General features: G+C 58.4%; 21 protein-coding genes. 1 reads left to right on the forward strand and 20 read right to left on the reverse strand.

Features of this window, described 5'->3' with window-relative positions:
* Positions 1–61: 61 nt before the first annotated feature.
* The 15 genes from rpsQ to rpsL form a co-directional block, all read right to left on the reverse strand.
* On the reverse strand, positions 62–301 hold the full coding sequence (gene rpsQ, locus CPY51_RS00405) for a 30S ribosomal protein S17 (protein ID WP_111158088.1): 240 nt from the start codon (positions 299–301) through the stop codon (positions 62–64).
* Positions 302–315: 14 nt separating this feature from the next.
* Positions 316–516 (reverse strand): 50S ribosomal protein L29, encoded by a 201-nt coding sequence (rpmC, locus tag CPY51_RS00410; protein ID WP_111158605.1) that lies wholly within the window; start codon positions 514–516, stop codon positions 316–318.
* An 11-nt stretch (positions 517–527) separates the two neighbouring features.
* A complete protein-coding gene (rplP, locus tag CPY51_RS00415; protein WP_111158089.1) occupies positions 528–941 on the reverse strand; it encodes a 50S ribosomal protein L16 in 414 nt (137 codons plus the stop codon).
* A gap of 36 nt (positions 942–977) precedes the next feature.
* Entirely contained in the window at positions 978–1,697 is a 720-nt protein-coding gene (rpsC, locus tag CPY51_RS00420; protein WP_111158090.1) for a 30S ribosomal protein S3, read from the reverse strand.
* Entirely contained in the window at positions 1,697–2,092 is a 396-nt protein-coding gene (gene rplV, locus CPY51_RS00425) for a 50S ribosomal protein L22 (RefSeq protein ID WP_111158091.1), read from the reverse strand. Before rplV ends, rpsC begins: the two co-directional genes overlap by 1 nt.
* Positions 2,093–2,094: 2 nt before the next feature.
* The gene (gene rpsS, locus CPY51_RS00430; RefSeq protein WP_007770151.1) at positions 2,095–2,373 is read right to left on the reverse strand and encodes a 30S ribosomal protein S19; all 279 of its coding nucleotides are present in this window, start codon (positions 2,371–2,373) and stop codon (positions 2,095–2,097) included.
* 15 nt (positions 2,374–2,388) lie between these two features.
* A complete protein-coding gene (rplB, locus tag CPY51_RS00435) occupies positions 2,389–3,225 on the reverse strand; it encodes a 50S ribosomal protein L2 (RefSeq protein WP_111158092.1) in 837 nt (278 codons plus the stop codon).
* A gap of 10 nt (positions 3,226–3,235) precedes the next feature.
* Positions 3,236–3,529, reverse strand: a complete 294-nt coding sequence (locus CPY51_RS00440) for a 50S ribosomal protein L23 (protein ID WP_111158093.1) — start codon at positions 3,527–3,529, stop codon at positions 3,236–3,238.
* A complete protein-coding gene (gene rplD, locus CPY51_RS00445; RefSeq protein WP_111158094.1) occupies positions 3,526–4,146 on the reverse strand; it encodes a 50S ribosomal protein L4 in 621 nt (206 codons plus the stop codon). Before rplD ends, CPY51_RS00440 begins: the two co-directional genes overlap by 4 nt.
* Before the next feature lie 13 nt (positions 4,147–4,159).
* The gene (gene rplC / locus CPY51_RS00450; RefSeq protein ID WP_111158095.1) at positions 4,160–4,801 is read right to left on the reverse strand and encodes a 50S ribosomal protein L3; all 642 of its coding nucleotides are present in this window, start codon (positions 4,799–4,801) and stop codon (positions 4,160–4,162) included.
* 39 nt (positions 4,802–4,840) lie between these two features.
* A complete protein-coding gene (gene rpsJ / locus CPY51_RS00455) occupies positions 4,841–5,149 on the reverse strand; it encodes a 30S ribosomal protein S10 (RefSeq protein WP_003547547.1) in 309 nt (102 codons plus the stop codon).
* A 148-nt stretch (positions 5,150–5,297) separates the two neighbouring features.
* Entirely contained in the window at positions 5,298–6,473 is a 1,176-nt protein-coding gene (gene tuf / locus CPY51_RS00460) for an elongation factor Tu (RefSeq protein ID WP_111158096.1), read from the reverse strand.
* A gap of 67 nt (positions 6,474–6,540) precedes the next feature.
* Positions 6,541–8,640: an elongation factor G gene (gene fusA / locus CPY51_RS00465; protein WP_111158097.1), complete on the reverse strand. Its 2,100-nt coding sequence runs from the start codon at positions 8,638–8,640 to the stop codon at positions 6,541–6,543.
* A 30-nt stretch (positions 8,641–8,670) separates the two neighbouring features.
* Positions 8,671–9,141: a 30S ribosomal protein S7 gene (rpsG, locus tag CPY51_RS00470; RefSeq protein WP_111158098.1), complete on the reverse strand. Its 471-nt coding sequence runs from the start codon at positions 9,139–9,141 to the stop codon at positions 8,671–8,673.
* A 75-nt stretch (positions 9,142–9,216) separates the two neighbouring features.
* Positions 9,217–9,588: a 30S ribosomal protein S12 gene (rpsL, locus tag CPY51_RS00475; protein WP_003507760.1), complete on the reverse strand. Its 372-nt coding sequence runs from the start codon at positions 9,586–9,588 to the stop codon at positions 9,217–9,219.
* A 505-nt stretch (positions 9,589–10,093) separates the two neighbouring features.
* On the opposite strand from rpsL, the gene CPY51_RS00480 reads away from it, so the two are divergent.
* Positions 10,094–10,387, forward strand: coding sequence for a transcriptional regulator (locus CPY51_RS00480; protein WP_111158099.1), 294 nt, complete (start codon positions 10,094–10,096; stop codon positions 10,385–10,387).
* Between the two features lie 113 nt (positions 10,388–10,500).
* On the opposite strand, the gene rpoC is transcribed toward CPY51_RS00480, so the two are convergent.
* The 5 genes from rpoC to rplA form a co-directional block, all read right to left on the reverse strand.
* Positions 10,501–14,709, reverse strand: a complete 4,209-nt coding sequence (gene rpoC, locus CPY51_RS00485; RefSeq protein WP_111158100.1) for a DNA-directed RNA polymerase subunit beta' — start codon at positions 14,707–14,709, stop codon at positions 10,501–10,503.
* Between the two features lie 195 nt (positions 14,710–14,904).
* Positions 14,905–19,047, reverse strand: coding sequence for a DNA-directed RNA polymerase subunit beta (gene rpoB / locus CPY51_RS00490; RefSeq protein WP_111158101.1), 4,143 nt, complete (start codon positions 19,045–19,047; stop codon positions 14,905–14,907).
* A gap of 260 nt (positions 19,048–19,307) precedes the next feature.
* Positions 19,308–19,685 (reverse strand): 50S ribosomal protein L7/L12, encoded by a 378-nt coding sequence (rplL, locus tag CPY51_RS00495; RefSeq protein WP_111158102.1) that lies wholly within the window; start codon positions 19,683–19,685, stop codon positions 19,308–19,310.
* A 58-nt stretch (positions 19,686–19,743) separates the two neighbouring features.
* Entirely contained in the window at positions 19,744–20,262 is a 519-nt protein-coding gene (gene rplJ / locus CPY51_RS00500; protein ID WP_111158103.1) for a 50S ribosomal protein L10, read from the reverse strand.
* A 335-nt stretch (positions 20,263–20,597) separates the two neighbouring features.
* Positions 20,598–21,293 carry a 50S ribosomal protein L1 gene (gene rplA, locus CPY51_RS00505; RefSeq protein ID WP_111158104.1) on the reverse strand — a complete coding sequence of 232 codons (696 nt, stop codon included), beginning with the start codon at positions 21,291–21,293 and terminating at the stop codon, positions 20,598–20,600.
* Between the last annotated feature and the right edge of the window lie 2 nt (positions 21,294–21,295).

The raw sequence follows: 21,295 nt of genomic DNA on the forward strand, positions 1-21,295 counted from the left end.
TTCCAATTCCGTGCTTCATACAGATATTTCGCCCAAGCGCAAGAGCTTGAGCAAAAATCCGTTACTTCGACTGGGCAGAGATAACCGTCCAGGTCTTGTCCTTGGAGATCGGAGCGCATTCCTCGATGGAAACGGCGTCGCCGATCTTGTACTGGTTGGCTTCGTCATGAGCCTTGTACTTCTTCGTACGGCGAACGGTTTTCTGAAGCAGCGGGTGGGCGAAACGACGCTCAACCCGAACCACTACGGTCTTCTCGTTCTTGTCGCTGACGACGACGCCCTGCAGAATGCGCTTTGGCATATTATTAGATCCTCTTAGGCCTTGGCTTCTGCCGCCTTCTGGCGGGCAATGGTTTTCACGCGTGCGATGTCGCGACGGACTTCCTGTACACGCGAAGACTTCTCAAGCTGGCCGGTAGCCTTCTGGAAGCGCAGGTTGAACTGCTCCTTCTTCAGCTTGGCAAGCTCTTCCTTCAGTTGATCGGCGGTGAGAGCGCGAGCGTCTGCGGCTTTCATGAGCTTCATCCTTACTCTGCAATGCGCTGAACGAAGCGCGTCTTAACCGAGAGCTTGGCGGAACCGAGGCGAAGCGCCTCACGAGCGATTTCCTCGCTAACACCATCGATCTCGAACATCATACGGCCGGGCTTGACCTTGCATGCCCAGTATTCCACGCCGCCCTTACCTTTACCCATGCGGACTTCGGTAGGCTTCTTGGTGACCGGAACATCAGGGAAAACCCGGATCCAGACACGACCGGCACGCTTCATGAAGCGAGTGATCGCGCGGCGGGCCGCTTCGATCTCGCGAGCATTGACGCGGTTCGGTTCCTGGGCCTTGAGGCCGAATTCACCGAATGCCAGGTCAGAACCGCCCTTGGCGACGCCCTTGATGCGGCCCTTAAATTGCTTCCGGTACTTCGTACGCTTTGGCTGCAACATTTATTTATTCTCCGAACTAAACTGCCACTCGCGCAATTAAGCGTTATCGCGGCGACGGTCTCTATCCCGGCTTGCGGGGCCCTGGCTGTCGCCTTCCATCGAACGACGCTCGGAAGCCATCGGATCGTGCTCAAGGATTTCGCCCTTGAAGATCCAGACCTTGATGCCGCAGATACCGAAAGCGGTAACAGCTTCGCATACGCCGTAGTCGATGTCGGCGCGCAGCGTGTGCAACGGCACGCGACCTTCGCGATACCATTCCGTACGAGCGATTTCAGCACCGCCGAGGCGGCCGGCGCAGGTGATCTTGATGCCTTCGGCACCGAGACGCATTGCCGACTGAACAGCGCGCTTCATGGCGCGGCGGAAAGCCACGCGACGCTCGAGCTGCTGGGCGATCGACTGGGCAACGAGAACAGCGTCGATTTCCGGCTTGCGAACTTCAACGATGTTGAGGTGCGTTTCGGAATTCGTCATGTCGGCGAGCTTCTTGCGAAGCTTGTCGATGTCTGCGCCCTTCTTGCCGATGATCAGGCCCGGACGAGCCGAGTGGATCGTTACGCGGCACTTCTTGTGCGGACGTTCGATCACGACCTTCGAAATGCCGGCCTGCTTCAGCTCGGTCATGACGAACTTGCGCATCTTCAGGTCTTCATGAAGAAGCTGACCATATTCGGCATTATCCGCAAACCAGCGGCTATCCCAAGTGCGGTTGATGCCAAGACGAAAACCGATTGGATTGATTTTCTGACCCATTATGCGGCCTCCTCTTGCGTCTGCGCTGTCACTTCACGAACGACGATCGTCAAATGCGAGAAAGGCTTCTCGACGCGCGATGCACGACCGCGACCACGTGCGTGGAACCGCTTCATGACGATCGACTTGCCGACATAGGCTTCGGCGACGACCAATGAGTCGACGTCGAGGTCATGGTTGTTCTCAGCGTTGGCGATCGCACTTTCGAGCGTCTTCTTGACGGCGCCTGCGATGCGCTTGCGCGAGAATTCCAACTCGGCCAGTGCGCGCTCTACCTTCAAGCCGCGGATCGATGCAGCCACCAGGTTGAGCTTCTGCGGGCTGACGCGAAGCGTGCGGGCGATTGCCTGCGCTTCGTTGTCCTTCAGCCGGCGTTCGGCTTTTGCCTTGCCCATTGTTACTTCCTCTTCGCTTTCTTGTCCGCGCCGTGACCATAATAGGTGCGGGTCGGAGCGAATTCACCGAACTTGTGTCCGACCATGTCTTCATTGACGCTGACCGGAATGTGCTTGCTGCCGTTGTAGACGCCGAATGTCAGACCCACGAACTGCGGCAGGATGGTGGAACGACGTGTCCACATCTTGATTACTTCGCTTCGTCCGCCTTCACGAACCTTCTCAGCCTTCTTGAGAAGATAGCCGTCAACAAACGGACCTTTCCATACTGAACGAGCCATTGGAGACTTCCTCTCTTACTTCTTGCGCTGGTGGCGCGAGCGCATGATAAACTTATCAGTCGACTTGTTGGACCGCGTACGCTTGCCCTTCGTCGGCTTGCCCCAAGGCGAAACCGGGTGACGACCACCCGAGGTACGACCTTCACCACCACCGTGAGGGTGGTCGACAGGGTTCATGACGACGCCGCGGTTATGCGGACGCTTGCCGCGCCATACCGTACGACCGGCCTTGCCGTCGTTGATGTTGCCATGGTCCGGGTTCGAGACCGCACCGATCGATGCAAGGCACGAACCGGGGACCATGCGCTGCTCACCGGACGAGAGGCGAAGGATCGCCATGCCCTGGTCGCGGCCGACGAGCTGGACATAGGTACCAGCGGAACGGCCAAGCTGGCCACCCTTGCCCGGCTTCATCTCGACGTTGTGGATGATCGAGCCGACCGGGATGAACTGAAGCGGCATCGTGTTGCCAGGCTTCACGTCAACCGCCTTGTCGGAGGCAATCACCTTGTCGCCTGTCGTGAGACGCTGCGGAGCGAGGATGTATGCCTGCTCGCCATCGGTATAGGAGATCAGGGCGATGTAAGCCGTGCGGTTCGGGTCATACTCGAGGCGTACGACTGTACCCTCGACGTTGAACTTGCGACGCTTGAAGTCGACCAGACGGTAGGTGCGCTTGTGACCGCCGCCGATGAAGCGGGCAGTGATGCGACCGAGGTTGTTACGACCACCGCTCTTCGTCAGACCTTCGGTCAAAGCCTTGACCGGCTTGCCCTTGTGGAGGTGCGAGCGGTCGACGATGACCAGCTGGCGCTGGCTCGGGGTTGTCGGATTGAATGTTTTCAATGCCATTTTCTTATCCTCAGAGACCGGTGGAGACGTCGATCGACTGCCCTTCGGCGAGCGTCACAACGGCCTTCTTCACGTCCTTCTGCTTGCCGACAAAACCGCGGAACCGCTTGGTCTTGCCCTTGCGAAGCAGGGTGTTGACGGCCGTGACCTTTACGCCGAACAGCGCTTCGACGGCAGCCTTGATTTCAGGCTTCGTCGCGGTCTTGGCAACGTTGAAGACAACCTGGTTATGTTCGGAAACCAGCGTCGACTTTTCGGTGATCGAGGGAGAAACGATCACATCGTAATGGCGAATATCCGTCACTTGAAACGCTCCTCTAGAGCCTCTACCGCAGCCTTGGAAAGCACGAGCTTGCCGCGACGCAGGATGTCGTAAACATTGATGCCCTGGATCGGCAGAACATCGATGTTCGGGATGTTCTGGGCTGCGAGCTTGAAGTTGCTGTCAAGCTCTGAACCGCCGATGAAGAGCGCATTGGTCAGGCCGAGCGTCTCGAACGTGCCGGCCAGGATCTTCGTCTTGGCTTCGGTCTGTGTGAAGTCGTCGAGGACGATCACATCTTCCGAGCGGAACTTCGCAGACAGAGCGTGGCGCAGGCCGAGGGCGCGAACCTTCTTCGGCAGGTCATGAGCATGGCTGCGAACAACCGGGCCGTGAGCCTTACCGCCGCCGCGGAACTGCGGAGCGCGAGCCGAATGGTGACGAGCGCGGCCCGTACCCTTCTGCTTGTACATCTTGGCACCGGTGCGCCAAACTTCGGCGCGGCCCTTAGCCTTGTGCGTGCCCTGCTGCTTCTTGGCGAGCTGCCAGCGAACGACGCGTGCGAGAATGTCCTCACGCGGCTCGAGGCCGAAAATCGCATCAGAAAGGGAAACCTTCCCAGCGTCTTTTCCCTCAAGGGTCTTGACGTTAAATTCCATTGGTCCGGCTCCCTTACTTCGCTGCCGACTTGACGGCGTCGCGAACGATGATCCAGGATCCCTTGGAACCCGGGACGGCACCCTTGATGAGGATCAGACCACGATCTTCGTCGGTCGAAACAACTTCAAGGTTTTGCGTCGTGACGCGCGTCTGGCCCATGTGGCCAGCCATCTTCTTGTTCTTGAACACCTTGCCTGGGTCCTGGCGCGAGCCAGTCGAACCATGCGAACGGTGCGATACGGACACACCGTGCGTGGCGCGGAGACCGCCAAAGTTATGGCGCTTGATCGCACCGGCAAAACCCTTACCGATCGTCGTGCCCGTTACGTCGACCAGCTGGCCGGCCGCAAAGTGCGTCGCATTGATCGCGGTGCCGACGTCCAGCAGGTTGTCTTCCGTTACGCGGAATTCCTGCAGCTTGGCCTTCGGCTCGACGCTTGCCACTGCGAAGTGACCGCGAAGGGCCTTCGAAGTGTTCTTGACCTTCGCCTGACCGGCACCAATCTGGACTGCGGTGTAGCCATTCTTTTCAACCGTACGCTGGGCGACAACCTGGCAGCCCTCCATACGCAATACTGTAACCGGGACATGCTCGCCGGCGTCATTATAGACGCGCGTCATTCCCACCTTCTGTGCAATCACACCTGAACGCATCGGTTCAATCCTTCTCACTCAGCCCGAGAACTAGACGTCTCAGAGCTTGATCTCAACATCGACACCAGCTGCGAGGTCGAGCTTCATCAGCGCGTCCACTGTCTGGGGGGTCGGGTCAACGATGTCGAGAAGGCGCTTATGCGTGCGCATCTCGAACTGTTCGCGGCTCTTCTTGTCGATGTGCGGGGACCGGTTGACCGTAAACTTCTCGATGCGGGTCGGAAGCGGAACGGGGCCCCGGACGCTTGCACCGGTGCGCTTAGCCGTCGATACGATCTCGCGCGTTGAGGCATCGAGAATCCGGTGATCGAACGCCTTCAGGCGGATGCGGATATTCTGGCCGTTCATTCGACTTTATCCTTGCTCTTGTTATTCCGGCGTCTGCGTACAGACACGGAACTGACCTTTAGTTGTTTAGGCGGGCCACCGGTTTCAAAAATCGAGGGGGACACCGGCGGTGTCCCCGACTTTGAACCTTGTATGGCCCAGCCGATAATTACTCGACGATCGAAGCGACGATGCCGGCGCCGACGGTGCGGCCGCCTTCGCGGATGGCGAAGCGCAGCTTTTCTTCCATGGCGATCGGCACGATCAGTTCGACGGCAACGGTGACGTTGTCGCCAGGCATGACCATTTCCGTGCCTTCAGGAAGCGAAACGATACCGGTCACGTCAGTCGTACGGAAGTAGAACTGCGGACGGTAGTTCGTGAAGAACGGCGTATGACGGCCGCCTTCTTCCTTCGTCAGGATGTAGGCTTCAGCCATGAACTTCTTGTGCGGCTTGACCGAACCCGGCTTGCAAAGGATCTGGCCACGCTCGACGCCGTCACGGTTCACACCGCGAACCAGAGCGCCGATGTTGTCGCCGGCCTGGCCCTGATCGAGCAGCTTGCGGAACATTTCAACGCCGGTGACCGTCGTCTTCGAGGTCGGGCGGATGCCGACGATCTCGACTTCTTCGCCAACCTTGACGATGCCACGCTCGACGCGGCCGGTCACGACAGTGCCGCGGCCCGAGATCGAGAACACGTCTTCGATCGGCATCAGGAACGGCAGGTTGATCGGACGCTCAGGCGTCGGGATGTAAGCGTCGACCGCTGCCATCAGTTCGCGGATCGCGTCTTCGCCGATCTTCTTGTCCGAATCTTCAAGTGCGGCCAGAGCCGAACCCTTGATGATCGGGATATCGTCGCCGGGGAAGTCGTAGGACGACAAAAGTTCGCGCACTTCCAGCTCGACGAGCTCGAGAAGTTCGGCGTCGTCGACCTGGTCGACCTTGTTCAGGAACACCACGATGGCCGGAACGCCAACCTGACGGGCCAGCAGGATGTGCTCGCGGGTCTGCGGCATCGGGCCGTCGGCTGCCGAGCAGACCAGGATCGCGCCGTCCATCTGGGCAGCACCGGTGATCATGTTCTTGACGTAGTCGGCGTGGCCGGGGCAATCGACGTGCGCGTAGTGACGGGCCGGCGTTTCATATTCGACGTGTGCCGTCGAAATGGTGATGCCGCGCGCCTTTTCTTCCGGTGCAGCGTCGATCTGGTCGTAACGCTTGTACTCGCCGAAATACTTGGTGATCGCTGCCGTCAGAGACGTCTTGCCGTGGTCAACGTGGCCAATCGTGCCGATGTTAACGTGCGGCTTGTTGCGCTCAAACTTACTCTTTGCCATTTCGGCTCTCCATTATCTTTTCCCTGACGGGATGTATTTCTCTTTTATCGGTCAATAGGTATGCCGGTCACTTTTGACCGGAATACTTTGCCTGGATTTCCTGTGCGACGTTGCTCGGGACCGGTGCGTAATGATCGAACGACATCGTGTACTGAGCGCGACCCTGCGACATGGAGCGCAGGTTATCGACGTACTTGAACATGTTAGCGAGCGGCACATGCGCGTTGATGACAACGGCGATACCGCGGCTTTCCTGACCCTGGATCTGACCGCGACGCGAGTTCAGGTCGCCGATAACGTCACCGACGTAATCTTCGGGGGTCACAACTTCGACCTTCATGATCGGCTCGAGAAGCTGGGCACCAGCCTTCTTGGCAGCTTCACGGAAGCAAGCGCGGGAAGCGATTTCGAAGGCGAGAACCGACGAGTCAACATCGTGGAACGCGCCGTCGATGAGGGTCGCCTTGACGCCGAGCATCGGGAAGCCAGCCAGCGGACCAGAAGACAGCACGCTTTCGATGCCCTTCTGAACGCCCGGGATGTATTCCTTCGGGATCGAACCACCGACGATCTTCGATTCGAACTTGAAATCGTCGCCATCTGGGTTCGGTTCAAAGACGATCTTGACGCGCGCGAACTGACCGGTACCACCGGACTGCTTCTTGTGCGTGTAGTCTTCTTCGTGCTTGCGCGTGATGCTTTCACGATAGGCAACCTGCGGCGCGCCGACGGTTGCTTCAACCTTGAATTCGCGACGCATGCGGTCGACGAGAATGTCGAGATGCAGTTCGCCCATGCCGGCAATGATCGTCTGACCAGACTCTTCATCCGTCTTGACGCGGAAGGAAGGATCTTCAGCAGCCAGGCGGTTGAGCGCGAGGCCCATCTTTTCCTGGTCGCCCTTGGTCTTCGGCTCGATAGCGATCTGGATGACCGGCTCGGGGAATTCCATGCGCTCGAGGATAACCTGGTGCAGCGGATCGCAGAGCGTGTCGCCGGTCGTGGTTTCCTTGAGGCCTGCGAGAGCAACGATGTCGCCGGCAAAGGCTTCTTCGATGTCTTCACGGGAATTGGAGTGCATCTGCAACATACGGCCGATACGCTCGCGCTTTTCCTTGACCGTGTTCATGACCGCCGTGCCCTTTTCGAGCTTGCCGGAGTAGATACGAGCGAAGGTGAGCGAACCAACGAAGGGGTCGTTCATGATCTTGAAGGCGAGCATCGAAAGCGGCTCTTCATCCGACGGATGACGGGCGATTTCAAGTTCGGTCTTAACATCGATGCCGGCGATCGAAGGAATGTCGAGCGGCGAAGGCAGATAGTCGACAACGGCGTCGAGCAAAGGCTGAACGCCCTTGTTCTTGAAGGCCGTGCCGCAGAACATCGGATGGAACTTGACGTCGATCGTGCCGCGGCGAACCAGCGCGCGGATCTGATCGTTGTCAGGCATGATGCCTTCGAGATAGGCTTCAGTCGCAGCTTCATCGATATCGACGACCTGTTCGATCATCTTCTCGCGATATTCCTGCGCCTTTTCCTTCATATCTTCCGGAATTTCGACGACATCCCACTGGGCGCCGAGCTGCTCGTCGCGCCAGATAAGGGCATTCATCTCGATCAGGTCGATAACGCCGATGAAATCGCTTTCAGCGCCGATCGGGAGCTGCATGACGACGGCGATCGCACCCAGGCGGGTCTTGATCATCTCGACCGAGCGATAGAAGTCGGCGCCGGTCTTGTCCATCTTGTTGCAGAAGATCATCCGCGGAACATGGTACTTTTCAGCCTGACGCCAGACGGTTTCCGTCTGCGGCTCAACACCTGCGTTGGCATCGAGCAGCGCGATTGCGCCATCGAGAACGCGGAGCGAACGCTCTACTTCGATGGTGAAGTCGACGTGTCCGGGAGTGTCGATGATGTTGAAGCGGCGGGTCTTGCCGTCGCGGCCTTTCCAATAGGTCGTGGTCGCAGCGGAAGTGATCGTGATGCCACGCTCCTGCTCCTGCTCCATCCAGTCCATGGTGGCGGCGCCGTCGTGAACTTCACCGATCTTGTGCGACTTGCCGGTGTAATAGAGAATCCGCTCGGTGGTCGTGGTCTTACCGGCGTCGATATGAGCCATGATACCGAAATTACGGTAGTCTTCGATTTTATATGCGCGAGCCATTTTGGACTGCCTTTCGATACCGTTTGTCGATTACCAGCGATAGTGCGAGAACGCACGGTTGGCATCAGCCATCTTGTGCGTGTCTTCGCGCTTCTTGACGGCGCTTCCACGGTTGTTGGAAGCATCGAGAAGCTCGCCGCTGAGGCGATCGACCATGGTGGTTTCGTTACGCTTACGGGCAGCTGCAATCAGCCAACGGATCGCGAGAGCCTGACGGCGCTCAGGACGAACGTCGACCGGAACCTGATAGGTAGCACCGCCAACGCGGCGCGAGCGAACTTCGACATGCGGAGCAATGTTGTCCAGAGCAGCATGGAACACGATCAACGGCTCCTGCTTGGACTTGCCCTGCACGGTTTCGAATGCGCCGTAAACAATGTTTTCAGCCACGGACTTTTTGCCGTGAAGCATGATCGCGTTCATGAACTTCGTAACAACCAGATCACCGAACTTGGGATCCGGGTTGATTTCACGCTTCTCTGCTTTATGACGTCGGGACATATTTCTCGTCTCTCAACTTGTTACTGACGCTTCATCACGCGGAGAACCTCGCGTAGCGCCGGATTTGGAACCGAATTACTTCGGACGCTTTGCGCCGTACTTGGAACGGCGCTGCTTACGGTTCTTGACACCCTGGGTATCGAGAACACCGCGAATGATGTGGTAACGAACGCCCGGCAAGTCCTTTACGCGGCCGCCGCGGATCATCACGACAGAGTGTTCCTGAAGGTTATGGCCTTCACCTGGAATGTAGCCAATGACTTCGAAGCCGTTGGTCAGGCGAATCTTGGCGACCTTACGCAGAGCCGAGTTCGGCTTCTTCGGCGTGGTCGTGTAGACGCGTGTGCAAACGCCGCGCTTCTGCGGGTTTTCCTGAAGAGCAGGAACCTTATTGCGCTTTACCTGCGCCTGGCGAGGCTTGCGGATCAGCTGGTTTACGGTAGGCATTCAACCATCCCTTATAAATTCTTGTCTCGATACCCTTTCGGATACCATTCACCGTCTCCGGCAACGACACACGATCATCGTAAATGCGCAAAACGTGGCCCTATCCGCTTGCGCAGATGGACCACAAAAAGCAGAGGACACATAAAAAATGCGTCATGCGTGCAGCATTCATATATTCAACGTGCGTTTAGAACCTTGTTTGAGGCGAACTCCAGAGCGTGTCGCTCCGAATAGCCTAGCCTCACATCGGACCTGATGGCGCGGGGAATACTGGGTTCCCGCCCATTCGTCAAGGCCGGTTAAGAAATAATCTTCGCCCGAGGCGACCGAAACCCCTGCAGACGCGGCCCTCCGGGCCATTTCATAGGGAAATGGCGGTAGCCAATCAAGATAGACTTGGGCAATTCGGCGAAAGCCTATAAGAAATCGATGAAACCGTCCCGCCAAGACGCGAAGGCAACCTAGAGATTCGCTGCGACGAATCGATTCTACCGAAGGAAGACTGATGATCGCAACGCCCGACAACGACAACAACTACGACGGCCCCATGGTCTTCATCATCATCGGCAAGGGATACGAGACGGATGGCAGCGAAGGCGTCGATCTTCACGTCATGCTCAGAGCCCCGGACGACGATACCGCCGTGCGCGAGGCGCTGAATGCCCTTGCCGAGGAAGGCTTCATCGAGGCCGACCTCGACCAGATCGGCATGCTGACCGAAGTTCCCGATGAAGAGCCGCATGCGTCCGCCTATCAGGGTGCGCTCGAAGGCGAAGTGGCGATCATCCGTTTTCGCTAATTGCCCAGCGGGGCGCATAGCCGCCCTCGCCTATTCTCTTCTCATATGCGCGCTCAAAAACAAAAACCGCCCGGAGCAATCCGGGCGGTTTTGATTCACGCGGCTGTCGCAGCTTATTCGGCGGCGGACGCGTTCTCGTTCATGTCCTGAAGCATCGGCGTGGCAGCTGCCGAGCCGGAGCCCTTGCGGCGCTCTTCCAGGATGAGTTCGTCGCGAGCCGTCGCAATGCGGCGGATCTGGGTCATGGTACCACCGGTACCGGCCGGGATCAGACGACCGACGATGACATTTTCCTTGAGGCCCTGAAGCCCGTCGGTCTTGCCGGCGATTGCTGCTTCCGTCAGCACCTTCGTCGTTTCCTGGAAGGAAGCGGCGGAGATGAACGACGGGGTCTGCAGCGACGCCTTGGTGATGCCGAGCAGAACAGGATCGCCGTAAGCAGGCTTCTTGCCCTGTTCGATCAGACTCTCGTTCAGGTCGTCGAGTTCGATCCGGTCTACACTGTCGCCGACGATGTAGTGGGTATCGCCCGCATCGGTGATTTCGACCTTCTGCAGCATCTGGCGAACAATCACTTCGATGTGCTTGTCGTTGATGACAACGCCCTGCAGACGATAGACTTCCTGGATTTCGTTCACGAGGTAGGAAGCCAAAGCCTCCACGCCCTTGATCGCCAGGATGTCGTGCGGTGCCGGGTTACCGTCGAGGATGTAGTCACCCTTTTCGATATAGTCGCCGTCCTGAAGATGGAAGGGCTTGCCCTTCGGGATCAGGTATTCGACCGGCTCGACGCCGTCTTCCGCAGGCTCGATGATGACGCGACGCTTGTTCTTGTAGTCGCGGCCGAGGCGGATCGTACCATCGATTTCAGCGATGATGGCATGGTCCTTCGGACGACGAGCTTCGAACAGTTCGGCAACGCGCGGCAGACCACCGGTGATGTCCTTGGTCTTGGCGCTTTCCAGCGGCGAGCGGGCAAGAACGTCACCCTGGCTGACCTTCTGGCCAGGCTCGACGGACAGGATCGCTTCGACCGACAGGAAGAACCGGGCGTCGGTGCCGCGAGGAAGCTTGGCTACGTTGCCGTTAGCATCCTTGATGACGATCGCCGGCTTCAGGTCGGAACCGCGTGGCGTCGAACGCCAATCGATGACCTGACGCTTGGTGATGCCTGTCGACTCGTCGGTCGCTTCCAGAACGGAGAGACCATCGATGACGTCTTCGAACTGAACCGTACCGGCAAGTTCCGTCATGATCGGACGTGTGTAAGGATCCCACTCGGCCAGACGCTGGCCGCGCTTCACCTTGTCGCCGTCATCAACATAGATCTTCGAACCGTATGCGACACGCTGCGAAGACCGCTCGATGCCGCGCTCGTCGAGGAGCTGGATCGTCATGTTGCGGCCCATGGCGACGAGAACGCCGTCCGAGTTGCGCAGCATGTTGCGGTTCTTCAGCTGAACCGTGCCTTCGTACGAAGCTTCCAGGAACGACTGGTCGACCACGGTGGCCGTGCCGCCCAAGTGGAAAGTACGCATGGTCAGCTGCGTGCCCGGCTCACCGATCGACTGTGCGGCGATAACGCCGACAGCTTCACCGATGTTGACGGGTGTACCGCGAGCAAGGTCGCGGCCGTAGCAGACGCCGCAAACGCCGGTCTGGATTTCGCAGGTCAGAGCCGAGCGAATACGGATGGACTGGATGCCAGCCTTTTCGATCAGCAGGACGTCTGGTTCCAGGATCATGCGGCCCGCATCGACGATGCGCTCACCCGTGATCGGATGATCGATGTCGTCCAGTGCCGTACGGCCGAGGATACGGACGCCGATGGAAGCAACGACCTGACCGGCATCGATGATGGCGGTCATGGTGAGGCCCTTGTCGGTGCCGCAATCGACGTGCGTGACAATGCAATCCTGCGCGACGTCGACGAGACGGCGTGTCAGGTAACCGGAGTTGGCCGTCTTCAAGGCGGTGTCTGCAAGACCCTTACGGGCGCCGTGGGTCGAGTTGAAGTACTCGTTCACGGTCAGGCCTTCCTTGAAGTTCGAGATGATCGGCGTCTCGATGATTTCGCCCGAGGGCTTGGCCATCAGGCCGCGCATGCCGCCCAGCTGACGCATCTGGTTCGGAGAACCGCGGGCGCCGGAGTGCGACATCATGTAGATCGAGTTCATCGGCTTCTGACGACCGGTTGCCGGATCGAATTCGACAGCCTTAATACGGGCCATCATCTCTTCGGCGACCTTTTCAGTTGCCTTGCCCCAGGCGTCGACAACCTTGTTGTACTTTTCGCCCTGGGTGATGAGGCCGTCATTGTACTGCTGTTCGTATTCCTTCACCAGCGACTCGGTGTCGCCGACGATCTTCACCTTGGTGTCCGGAATGACCATGTCGTCCTTGCCGAACGAAATGCCGGCGCGGCAGGCGTGGGCGAAGCCGAGCTGCATGATACGGTCGCAGAAAATGACCGTGTCCTTCTGGCCGCAGTGACGATAGACCGTGTCGATCATCTTGGAGATGTTCTTCTTGGTCATTTCCTGGTTGCAGATGTCGAAAGGCACCTTGAAGTTCTTCGGCAGAAGTTCGCCGATGAGCAGACGGCCAGGCGTCGTCTCATAAATCTTCGAGTAAGGCTTGCCTTCTTCGTCGATGGACTTGAAGCGGCCGCGAATCTTGGAGTGCAGCGTCACGACCTTGTTTTCAAGCGCGTGATGCAGTTCGCCGAGATCCGAGAAGGCCATGCCTTCGCCCGGCTCGTTCTGGTTCAGGATCGACAGATAGTAGAGGCCGAGAACCATGTCCTGCGAAGGAACGATGATCGGCGCGCCGTTTGCCGGGTGCAGGATGTTGTTGGTCGACATCATCAGCACGCGTGCTTCAAGCTGGGCTTCAAGCGAGAGCGGCACGTGAACAGCCATCTGGTCGCCGTCGAAGTCGGCGTTGAAGGCCGTGCAGACGAGCGGATGCAGCTGGATGGCCTTGCCTTCGACCAGCATTGGTTCGAAAGCCTGGATGCCCAGACGGTGCAGCGTCGGTGCGCGGTTCAACAGGACCGGATGCTCGCGAATGACCTCGTCGAGGATATCCCAAACTTCCGGCTTTTCCTTTTCGACCAGCTTCTTTGCCTGCTTGACGGTCGATGAATAACCCTTGGCGTCGAGGCGGGCGTAGATGAACGGCTTGAAGAGCTCAAGCGCCATCTTCTTCGGCAGGCCGCACTGATGCAGCTTCAATTCAGGACCGGTCACGATGACCGAACGGCCGGAATAGTCGACGCGCTTGCCAAGCAGGTTCTGGCGGAAGCGGCCCTGCTTGCCCTTGAGCATGTCGGACAGCGACTTCAGCGGACGCTTGTTGGCACCCGTGATGACGCGGCCGCGACGGCCGTTGTCGAACAGCGCATCGACGGATTCCTGCAGCATGCGCTTTTCGTTGCGGATGATGATGCCAGGCGCACGCAGTTCGATCAGCCGCTTCAGACGGTTGTTGCGGTTGATGACGCGGCGATAGAGATCGTTCAGGTCCGATGTGGCGAAACGGCCGCCGTCGAGAGGCACGAGCGGGCGCAGGTCCGGCGGGATGACCGGAACGACCTTCATGATCATCCATTCCGGGCGATTGCCGGATTCCAGGAAGTTCTCGACGATCTTCAGCCGCTTCATCAGCTTCTTCTGCTTCAGATCCGACGTGGTCTCAGCCAGATCCGCGCGCAGATCGCCGGCGATCTTTTCGAGATTCATGCTGGCAAGCATCTCGTAGATGGCTTCGGCGCCGATCATGGCGGTGAACTGGTCTTCGCCATATTCGTCGACTGCGAGCATGTACTCTTCTTCGCTAAGGAGATGATGCTCCTTAAGCGCGGTGAGGCCCGGCTCGGTGATGATGTAGTTTTCGAAGTAGAGAACGCGTTCGACATCCTTCAGCGTCATGTCGAGCAGCGTCGAGATGCGGCTTGGCAAGGACTTCAGGAACCAGATGTGGGCAACGGGAGCTGCAAGCTCGATATGGCCCATGCGCTCGCGGCGAACGCGCGAAAGCGTGACTTCGACGCCGCACTTTTCGCAGATGATGCCCTTGTACTTCATGCGCTTGTACTTGCCGCACAGGCACTCGTAGTCCTTGATCGGGCCAAAGATGCGCGCGCAGAACAGACCGTCGCGTTCCGGCTTGAACGTACGGTAGTTGATGGTCTCCGGCTTCTTGATCTCGCCGTAGGACCAGGAGAGGATCTTCTCCGGCGATGCGATCGATATCCGGATGGAATCGAAATTCTGTGCAGGCACCTGCGGATTGAAAAGATTCATGACCTCTTGGTTCATGCCTGTCTCCTTCATGGGCGTAACGCCCTCAAAATGCGATCAGTACCGGCAAATTCCCGGGAACCGGACTGATGCTTTAAAACGACAAATACCGCAGATTGCGGCGAAATTGTCCCTGCCGGGCCAACGCGCCTAAACGGGGCGCCGGCGGGAACCGTGTGCGCTGCGTTGCCACAGCGCACACCCTGTCGATCGTTATTCGGCCGCGTCGGGGAGTTGCGCTGCCACCTGGAGTTCGTCGAGTTTGGAGTTTTCCAATTCGACGCTGAGACCCAGCGAGCGCATTTCCTTGACGAGAACGTTGAAGCTTTCCGGAATGCCTGCCTCGAAAGTATCGTCGCCACGGACGATCGCTTCGTAAACCTTGGTTCGGCCGGCAACGTCGTCCGACTTGACCGTAAGCATTTCCTGCAGCGTGTAAGCCGCACCGTAAGCCTCGAGCGCCCAGACTTCCATTTCGCCGAAGCGCTGGCCACCGAACTGCGCCTTGCCGCCCAGCGGCTGCTGGGTAACGAGCGAGTAAGGACCGATCGAACGAGCATGGATCTTGTCGTCGACCAAGTGGTTCAGCTTCAGCATATAAATGTAGCCAACGGTGACCTGACGGTCGAACTGTTCGCCGGTACGACCGTCGTACAGTGTCGACTGACCGCTTTCCTTGAGGCCTGCCAATACCAGCATGGCATTGACGTCGGCTTCATGAGCACCGTCGAAGACCGGCGTCGCAATCGAAACGCCGCGCTTCCACTGATCGGCCAGACGAACGACAGAGTCGTCGTCGTAATCGCGGACTTCATCGCCCTTCGGGCCAGGTCCGACGATATCGTCGATCGTCTTGCGCAGCGGCGTGATATTGCCGCTCGTCTTGTAGGCTTCCAGCAGATCGCCGATCTGACGTCCCATGCCGGCGCAAGCCCAGCCGAGATGCGTCTCGAGGATCTGTCCGACGTTCATGCGCGAAGGCACGCCGAGCGGATTGAGCACGATGTCGACATGCGTACCGTCTTCGAGGAACGGCATGTCTTCGACCGGCACGATGCGCGATACGACACCCTTGTTGCCATGACGGCCGGCCATCTTGTCGCCCGGCTGGATCTTGCGCTTCACAGCGACGAAGACCTTGACCATCTTCATGACGCCCGGAGGCATTTCATCGCCGCGCTGGACCTTTTCGACCTTGTCCATGAAGCGCTGTTCAAGGCGCGACTTGGATTCGTCGTACTGGCCACGGAGTGCTTCGAGTTCGCCCTGGACGCGTTCGTCCTCGACGGCAAACATCCACCACTGCGAACGCGGGTATTCGGAGACGACCGAGTTCGAAAGCTCGCCACCCTTCTTGAAGCCCTTCGGCCCTGCGATGGACACCTGGCCGCGAAGCATCTCGATCAGACGCCCGTAGACGTTACGGTCGAGGATCGCCTGTTCGTCGTCACGGTCCTTGGCGAGACGTTCGATTTCCTCGCGTTCGATCGCCATTGCGCGTTCGTCCTTCTCAACGCCGTGGCGATTGAAGACGCGAACTTCGACGACCGTACCGTAGGTACCGGGCGGCATGCGCATGGACGTGTCACGCACGTCGGAAGCCTTCTCACCGAAGATGGCACGAAGAAGCTTTTCTTCCGGCGTCATCGGGCTTTCGCCCTTTGGCGTGATCTTGCCGACCAGGATATCGCCCGGCTGAACTTCGGCACCGATGTAGACGATACCGGCTTCGTCAAGATTCTTCAGCGCTTCTTCCGAGACGTTCGGAATGTCACGCGTGATTTCTTCCGGACCAAGCTTGGTGTCGCGCGCCATCACTTCGAATTCTTCGATATGGATGGACGTGAACACGTCGTCGGCAACAATACGCTCGGAGAGCAGGATCGAGTCTTCGTAGTTGTAGCCATTCCACGGCATGAACGCGACGAGCACGTTGCGGCCGAGGGCCAGATCGCCGAGGTCGGTCGAAGGACCGTCTGCGAGGATGTCGCCCTTGTTGACCACGTCACCGACGGTGACCAGCGGGCGCTGGTTGACGCAGGTGTTCTGGTTCGAACGCTGGAACTTCATCAGGCGGTAGATATCGACGCCTGACTTCGAAGGATCGAGTTCTTCCGTGGCGCGGATAACGATACGCGTCGCATCGACCTGGTCGACCACGCCGCCGCGACGGGCGCCGATGGCAGCGCCGGAGTCACGGGCAACGACCGGCTCCATGCCGGTGCCGACGAACGGAGCTTCCGCACGCAGCAGAGGCACGGCCTGACGCTGCATGTTCGAGCCCATCAGAGCGCGGTTGGCGTCGTCGTTTTCCAGGAACGGAATAAGTGCTGCTGCAACCGAGACCAGCTGCTTCGGCGAGACGTCCATCAGGTTGATGTTGTCTCGCGGAGCAAGCATGACTTCGCCGGCATGACGGCAGACGACGAACTCTTCCGAGAACGAACCATCAGGGTTCATTTCAGCGTTTGCCTGGGCAACGTAGTACTTCGCCTCTTCCATTGCGGAGAGGTAGAGCACTTCGAACGTGACCTTGCCGTCGATGATCTTACGGTAAGGGCTTTCGATGAAGCCGTATTTGTTGACGCGGGCAAAGGTGGCCAGCGAGTTGATCAGACCGATATTCGGGCCTTCCGGAGTTTCGATCGGGCAAATACGACCGTAGTGGGTCGGATGCACGTCGCGGACTTCGAAGCCGGCACGTTCGCGGGTCAGACCACCAGGTCCAAGCGCCGAAAGACGACGCTTATGAGTGATTTCCGAGAGCGGGTTCACCTGGTCCATGAACTGCGACAGCTGCGACGAGCCGAAGAATTCGCGGACGGCGGCGGCTGCCGGCTTGGCGTTGATCAGATCCTGCGGCATGACCGTATCGATCTCGATCGAGGACATGCGTTCCTTGATGGCGCGCTCCATGCGGAGCAGGCCGAGGCGATACTGGTTTTCCATCAGCTCGCCGACAGAACGAACACGGCGGTTGCCGAGGTTGTCGATGTCGTCGATCTCGCCCTTGCCGTCACGCAGTTCTACCAGCATCTTGACCACGGCCAGGATGTCGTCCTTGCGCAGGATGCGGACCGTGTCCTCGACGTCGAGGTCGAGGCGCATGTTCATCTTGACGCGACCGACTGCGGACAGATCGTAGCGCTCGCTGTCGAAGAACAGCGAGTTGAACATGGCTTCGCCCGATTCCATCGTCGGCGGCTCGCCTGGGCGCATGACGCGGTAGATATCGAACAGGGCGTCCTGACGGTTCTGGTTCTTGTCGGCAGACAGCGTATTGCGGATGTAGGCGCCGACATTGATGTGGTCGATGCCGAGAACCGGGATTTCGTCGAAACCGGAAGCAAGGATCAGCGCCAGGGACTTCTCGTCGATCTCGTCGCCGGCTTCGAGATAAATCTCGCCGGTTTCGAAGTTGACGATGTCTTCGGCGAGGAAGTTGCCGTAGATTTCTTCGTCGGTCGCCTTCAGAGCCTTGAGGCCCTTGTCCTGAAGCGTGCGAAGCAGACGCGGGGTCAGCTTCTTGCCGCCTTCGACAACGACTTCGCCGGTATCGGCGTCGACCATGTCGGTGATGGTCTTGGCGCCCTTCAACGTTTCAGCGTTGAACGGAATGCGCCAGCCCTCGCCCGAACGGACGTAGTTCGACTTTGTATAGAAGGTCGAGAGAATCTCTTCGCCGTCCATGCCTAGAGCCATCAGCAACGATGTTACCGGGATCTTGCGGCGACGGTCGATACGCGCGTAGACGATGTCCTTGGCGTCGAATTCGATGTCGAGCCAGGAACCACGGTAAGGGATGACGCGAGCGGCAAACAGCAGCTTGCCGGACGAGTGGCTCTTGCCCTTGTCGTGGTCGAAGAACACGCCTGGCGAACGGTGCATCTGGGAGACGATGACGCGCTCGGTGCCGTTGACGATGAACGTGCCGTTGTTGGTCATGAGCGGCATGTCGCCCATGTAAACGCTCTGTTCCTTGATGTCCTTGATGGACTTCGCGCCCGTATCCTCGTCGATATCGAACACGATGAGGCGCAGCGTCACCTTAAGCGGCGCTGCATAGGTCAGGTCGCGCTGGCGGCATTCGTCGACATCGAACTTCGGCGGCTCGAATTCATAGGAAACGAATTCCAGCATGGACGCGCCGGAGAAATCGGTGATCGGGAAAACCGACTTGAAAACAGACTGAAGACCCTCTTCGGGACGCCCACCCTCGGGCTCTTCAACCATGAGAAACTGGTCATAGGATGCCTTCTGGACCTCGATGAGGTTCGGCATTTCTGCGACTTCAGGAATTTTACCAAAAAACTTGCGTACGCGCCTACGACCGTTGAACGTAAGGGTCTGAGCCATCGTCGCTCCTTCAAAATCTTGCATCCGGGCCTGCAACGGACGGGTTTCGCTGGCCAGGCGATCCCGTCAATCAATGGGTCGTTCAAACTCGTCCAATTCCCAAAACGCCAGCGCGGATTGCTGTGCTGTTCCGAGTTCGAGACTATCCTCTTGAAGAACCCATTACCCAAAAGCCGTTTCTCCGGGCTTTTGGGTAATTTGTTCAGAAAAACGGCAAATGGGAGGCAGCGAATAGCCGCCCCCCAAGCGCAGTTTGATGCTTACTTGACGTCGGCCTTGGCGCCAGCGTCTTCAAGCTTCTTCTTGATGTCAGCGGCTTCAGCCTTGGAAACGCCTTCCTTGACAGCCTTAGGAGCTGCTTCGACCAGATCCTTGGCTTCCTTGAGGCCCAGGCCGGTGATGGCGCGGACTTCCTTGATGACGTTGATCTTGTTAGCGCCGACATCCGAGAGGATGACGTCGAACTCGGTCTTTTCTTCTTCAACGACAGCAGCAGCGGCACCGCCGCCAGCAGCAGCAACTGCTACCGGAGCAGCAGCGGAAACGCCCCACTTTTCTTCGAGAAGCTTCGACAGTTCTGCGGCTTCGAGAACGGTCAGGGAGGACAGGTCGTCAACGATCTTTGCGAGATCAGTCATGATATTAGTTCCTTTTGTTCGGTTCGAACTGGTTGATTATGAACAGCGAAAAACCGCCTTACGCGGCTTCGTCCTTCTTGGCATAGGCTGCAAACACGCGAGCAAGCTGACTTGCCGGTGCCGCAACAACCCCTGCGATACGCGTAGCTGGTGTCTGGATCATCGCCAGCAGCTTCGAACGCAGTTCGTCAAGCGAAGGCAGGGTCGCGAGCGACCGCACAGCTTCGGCATTGAGCGTGGTTGTTCCCATGGCGCCACCCAGAACAATGATCTTGTCATTGGTCTTGGCGAAATCCACGAGGACCTTAGGAGCCGTTACGGGATCAGTGCTGTATGCGATCAGCGTCTGTCCCTTGAAGAGATCAGACATCCCTTCCGACTCAGTGCCCTGAAGAGCAATTTTGGCCAGGCGGTTCTTCGCGACTTTGACGGTGCCGCCAGCAGCGCGCATCTTCGAACGGAAGTCGTTCATCTGTGCGACTGTGACACCAGCATAGTGGGCCACGACAACTGAGCCCGAAGCCTTGAAGACTTCGTTCAGTTCCGTGACGAATTCGCGTTTTTCCGCTCTTTCCACTGCTTTTCTCCAGTAGGCAAGACCGTGAAGAACGGCCCTGCCGGGTTGCCTTTTGCCTCCTGGGATCAGTAGAGATCCCAAGCGACGCTTGAGGATCCTGTCCCCTCGCGCTCGAGCCGCAAGGCTGCGAGGCACAAGGCATCCAAGGCTCGAACCGAGTTCATCGAAGCGCTAGCTTCTTCAAAATTCGGGTCTTACCCGTCTCATGCAGGCATCAGTGATTAAGGGATAACCACCTGCAATCTCGGACAGGAATTCCGGATTTCTCCGGAAATCCCAGCCTCCCTAAAGAGGCCGGGAATTCTTAATGGCCGGGCCAAGAGCCCCGCCGATAATTATGCGGCTGCCGTGACCGACGATACGTCGATGCGAACGCCCGGACCCATGGTCGAGGAAATCGCTACGCGCTTGACGTAGTTGCCCTTGGCACCGGCCGGCTTTGCCTTGATGACGGCGTCAGCGAAGGCACGAATGTTTTCTTCCAGGGCCTTGGCATCGAACGAGGCCTTGCCGATACCGGCGTGGACAATGCCAGCCTTCTCGACACGGAATTCGACAGCGCCACCCTTGGATGCCTTGACTGCACCGGCAACGTCCATGGTGACCGTTCCGACCTTCGGGTTCGGCATCATGCCGCGAGGGCCGAGAACCTTGCCGAGACGACCGACGAGCGGCATCATGTCAGGCGTGGCGATGCAACGATCGAAGTCGATCTTGCCGCCCTGAACGATTTCAACGAGGTCTTCGGCGCCAACAACGTCTGCGCCGGCAGCGCGGGCTTCGTCAGCCTTGGCACCGCGTGCGAAAACGGCAACGCGAACGTCGCGGCCAGTGCCGTTCGGCAGATTGACCACGCCGCGGACCATCTGGTCTGCATGGCGCGGGTCGACGCCGAGGTTCATGGACACTTCGACAGTCTCGTCGAACTTGGCGATAGCCCGTTCCTTGACCATGCCGATGGCGAGCGGAAGTGCATAGAGCTTGGTAGCGTCTACGCCTTCGCGGATTTTCTTAATGCGCTTAGCAACCATCG

Source organism: Arminella tubonensis (assembly GCF_003240585.1).
GTDB classification, from domain to species: domain Bacteria; phylum Pseudomonadota; class Alphaproteobacteria; order Rhizobiales; family Rhizobiaceae; genus Rhizobium; species Rhizobium tubonense.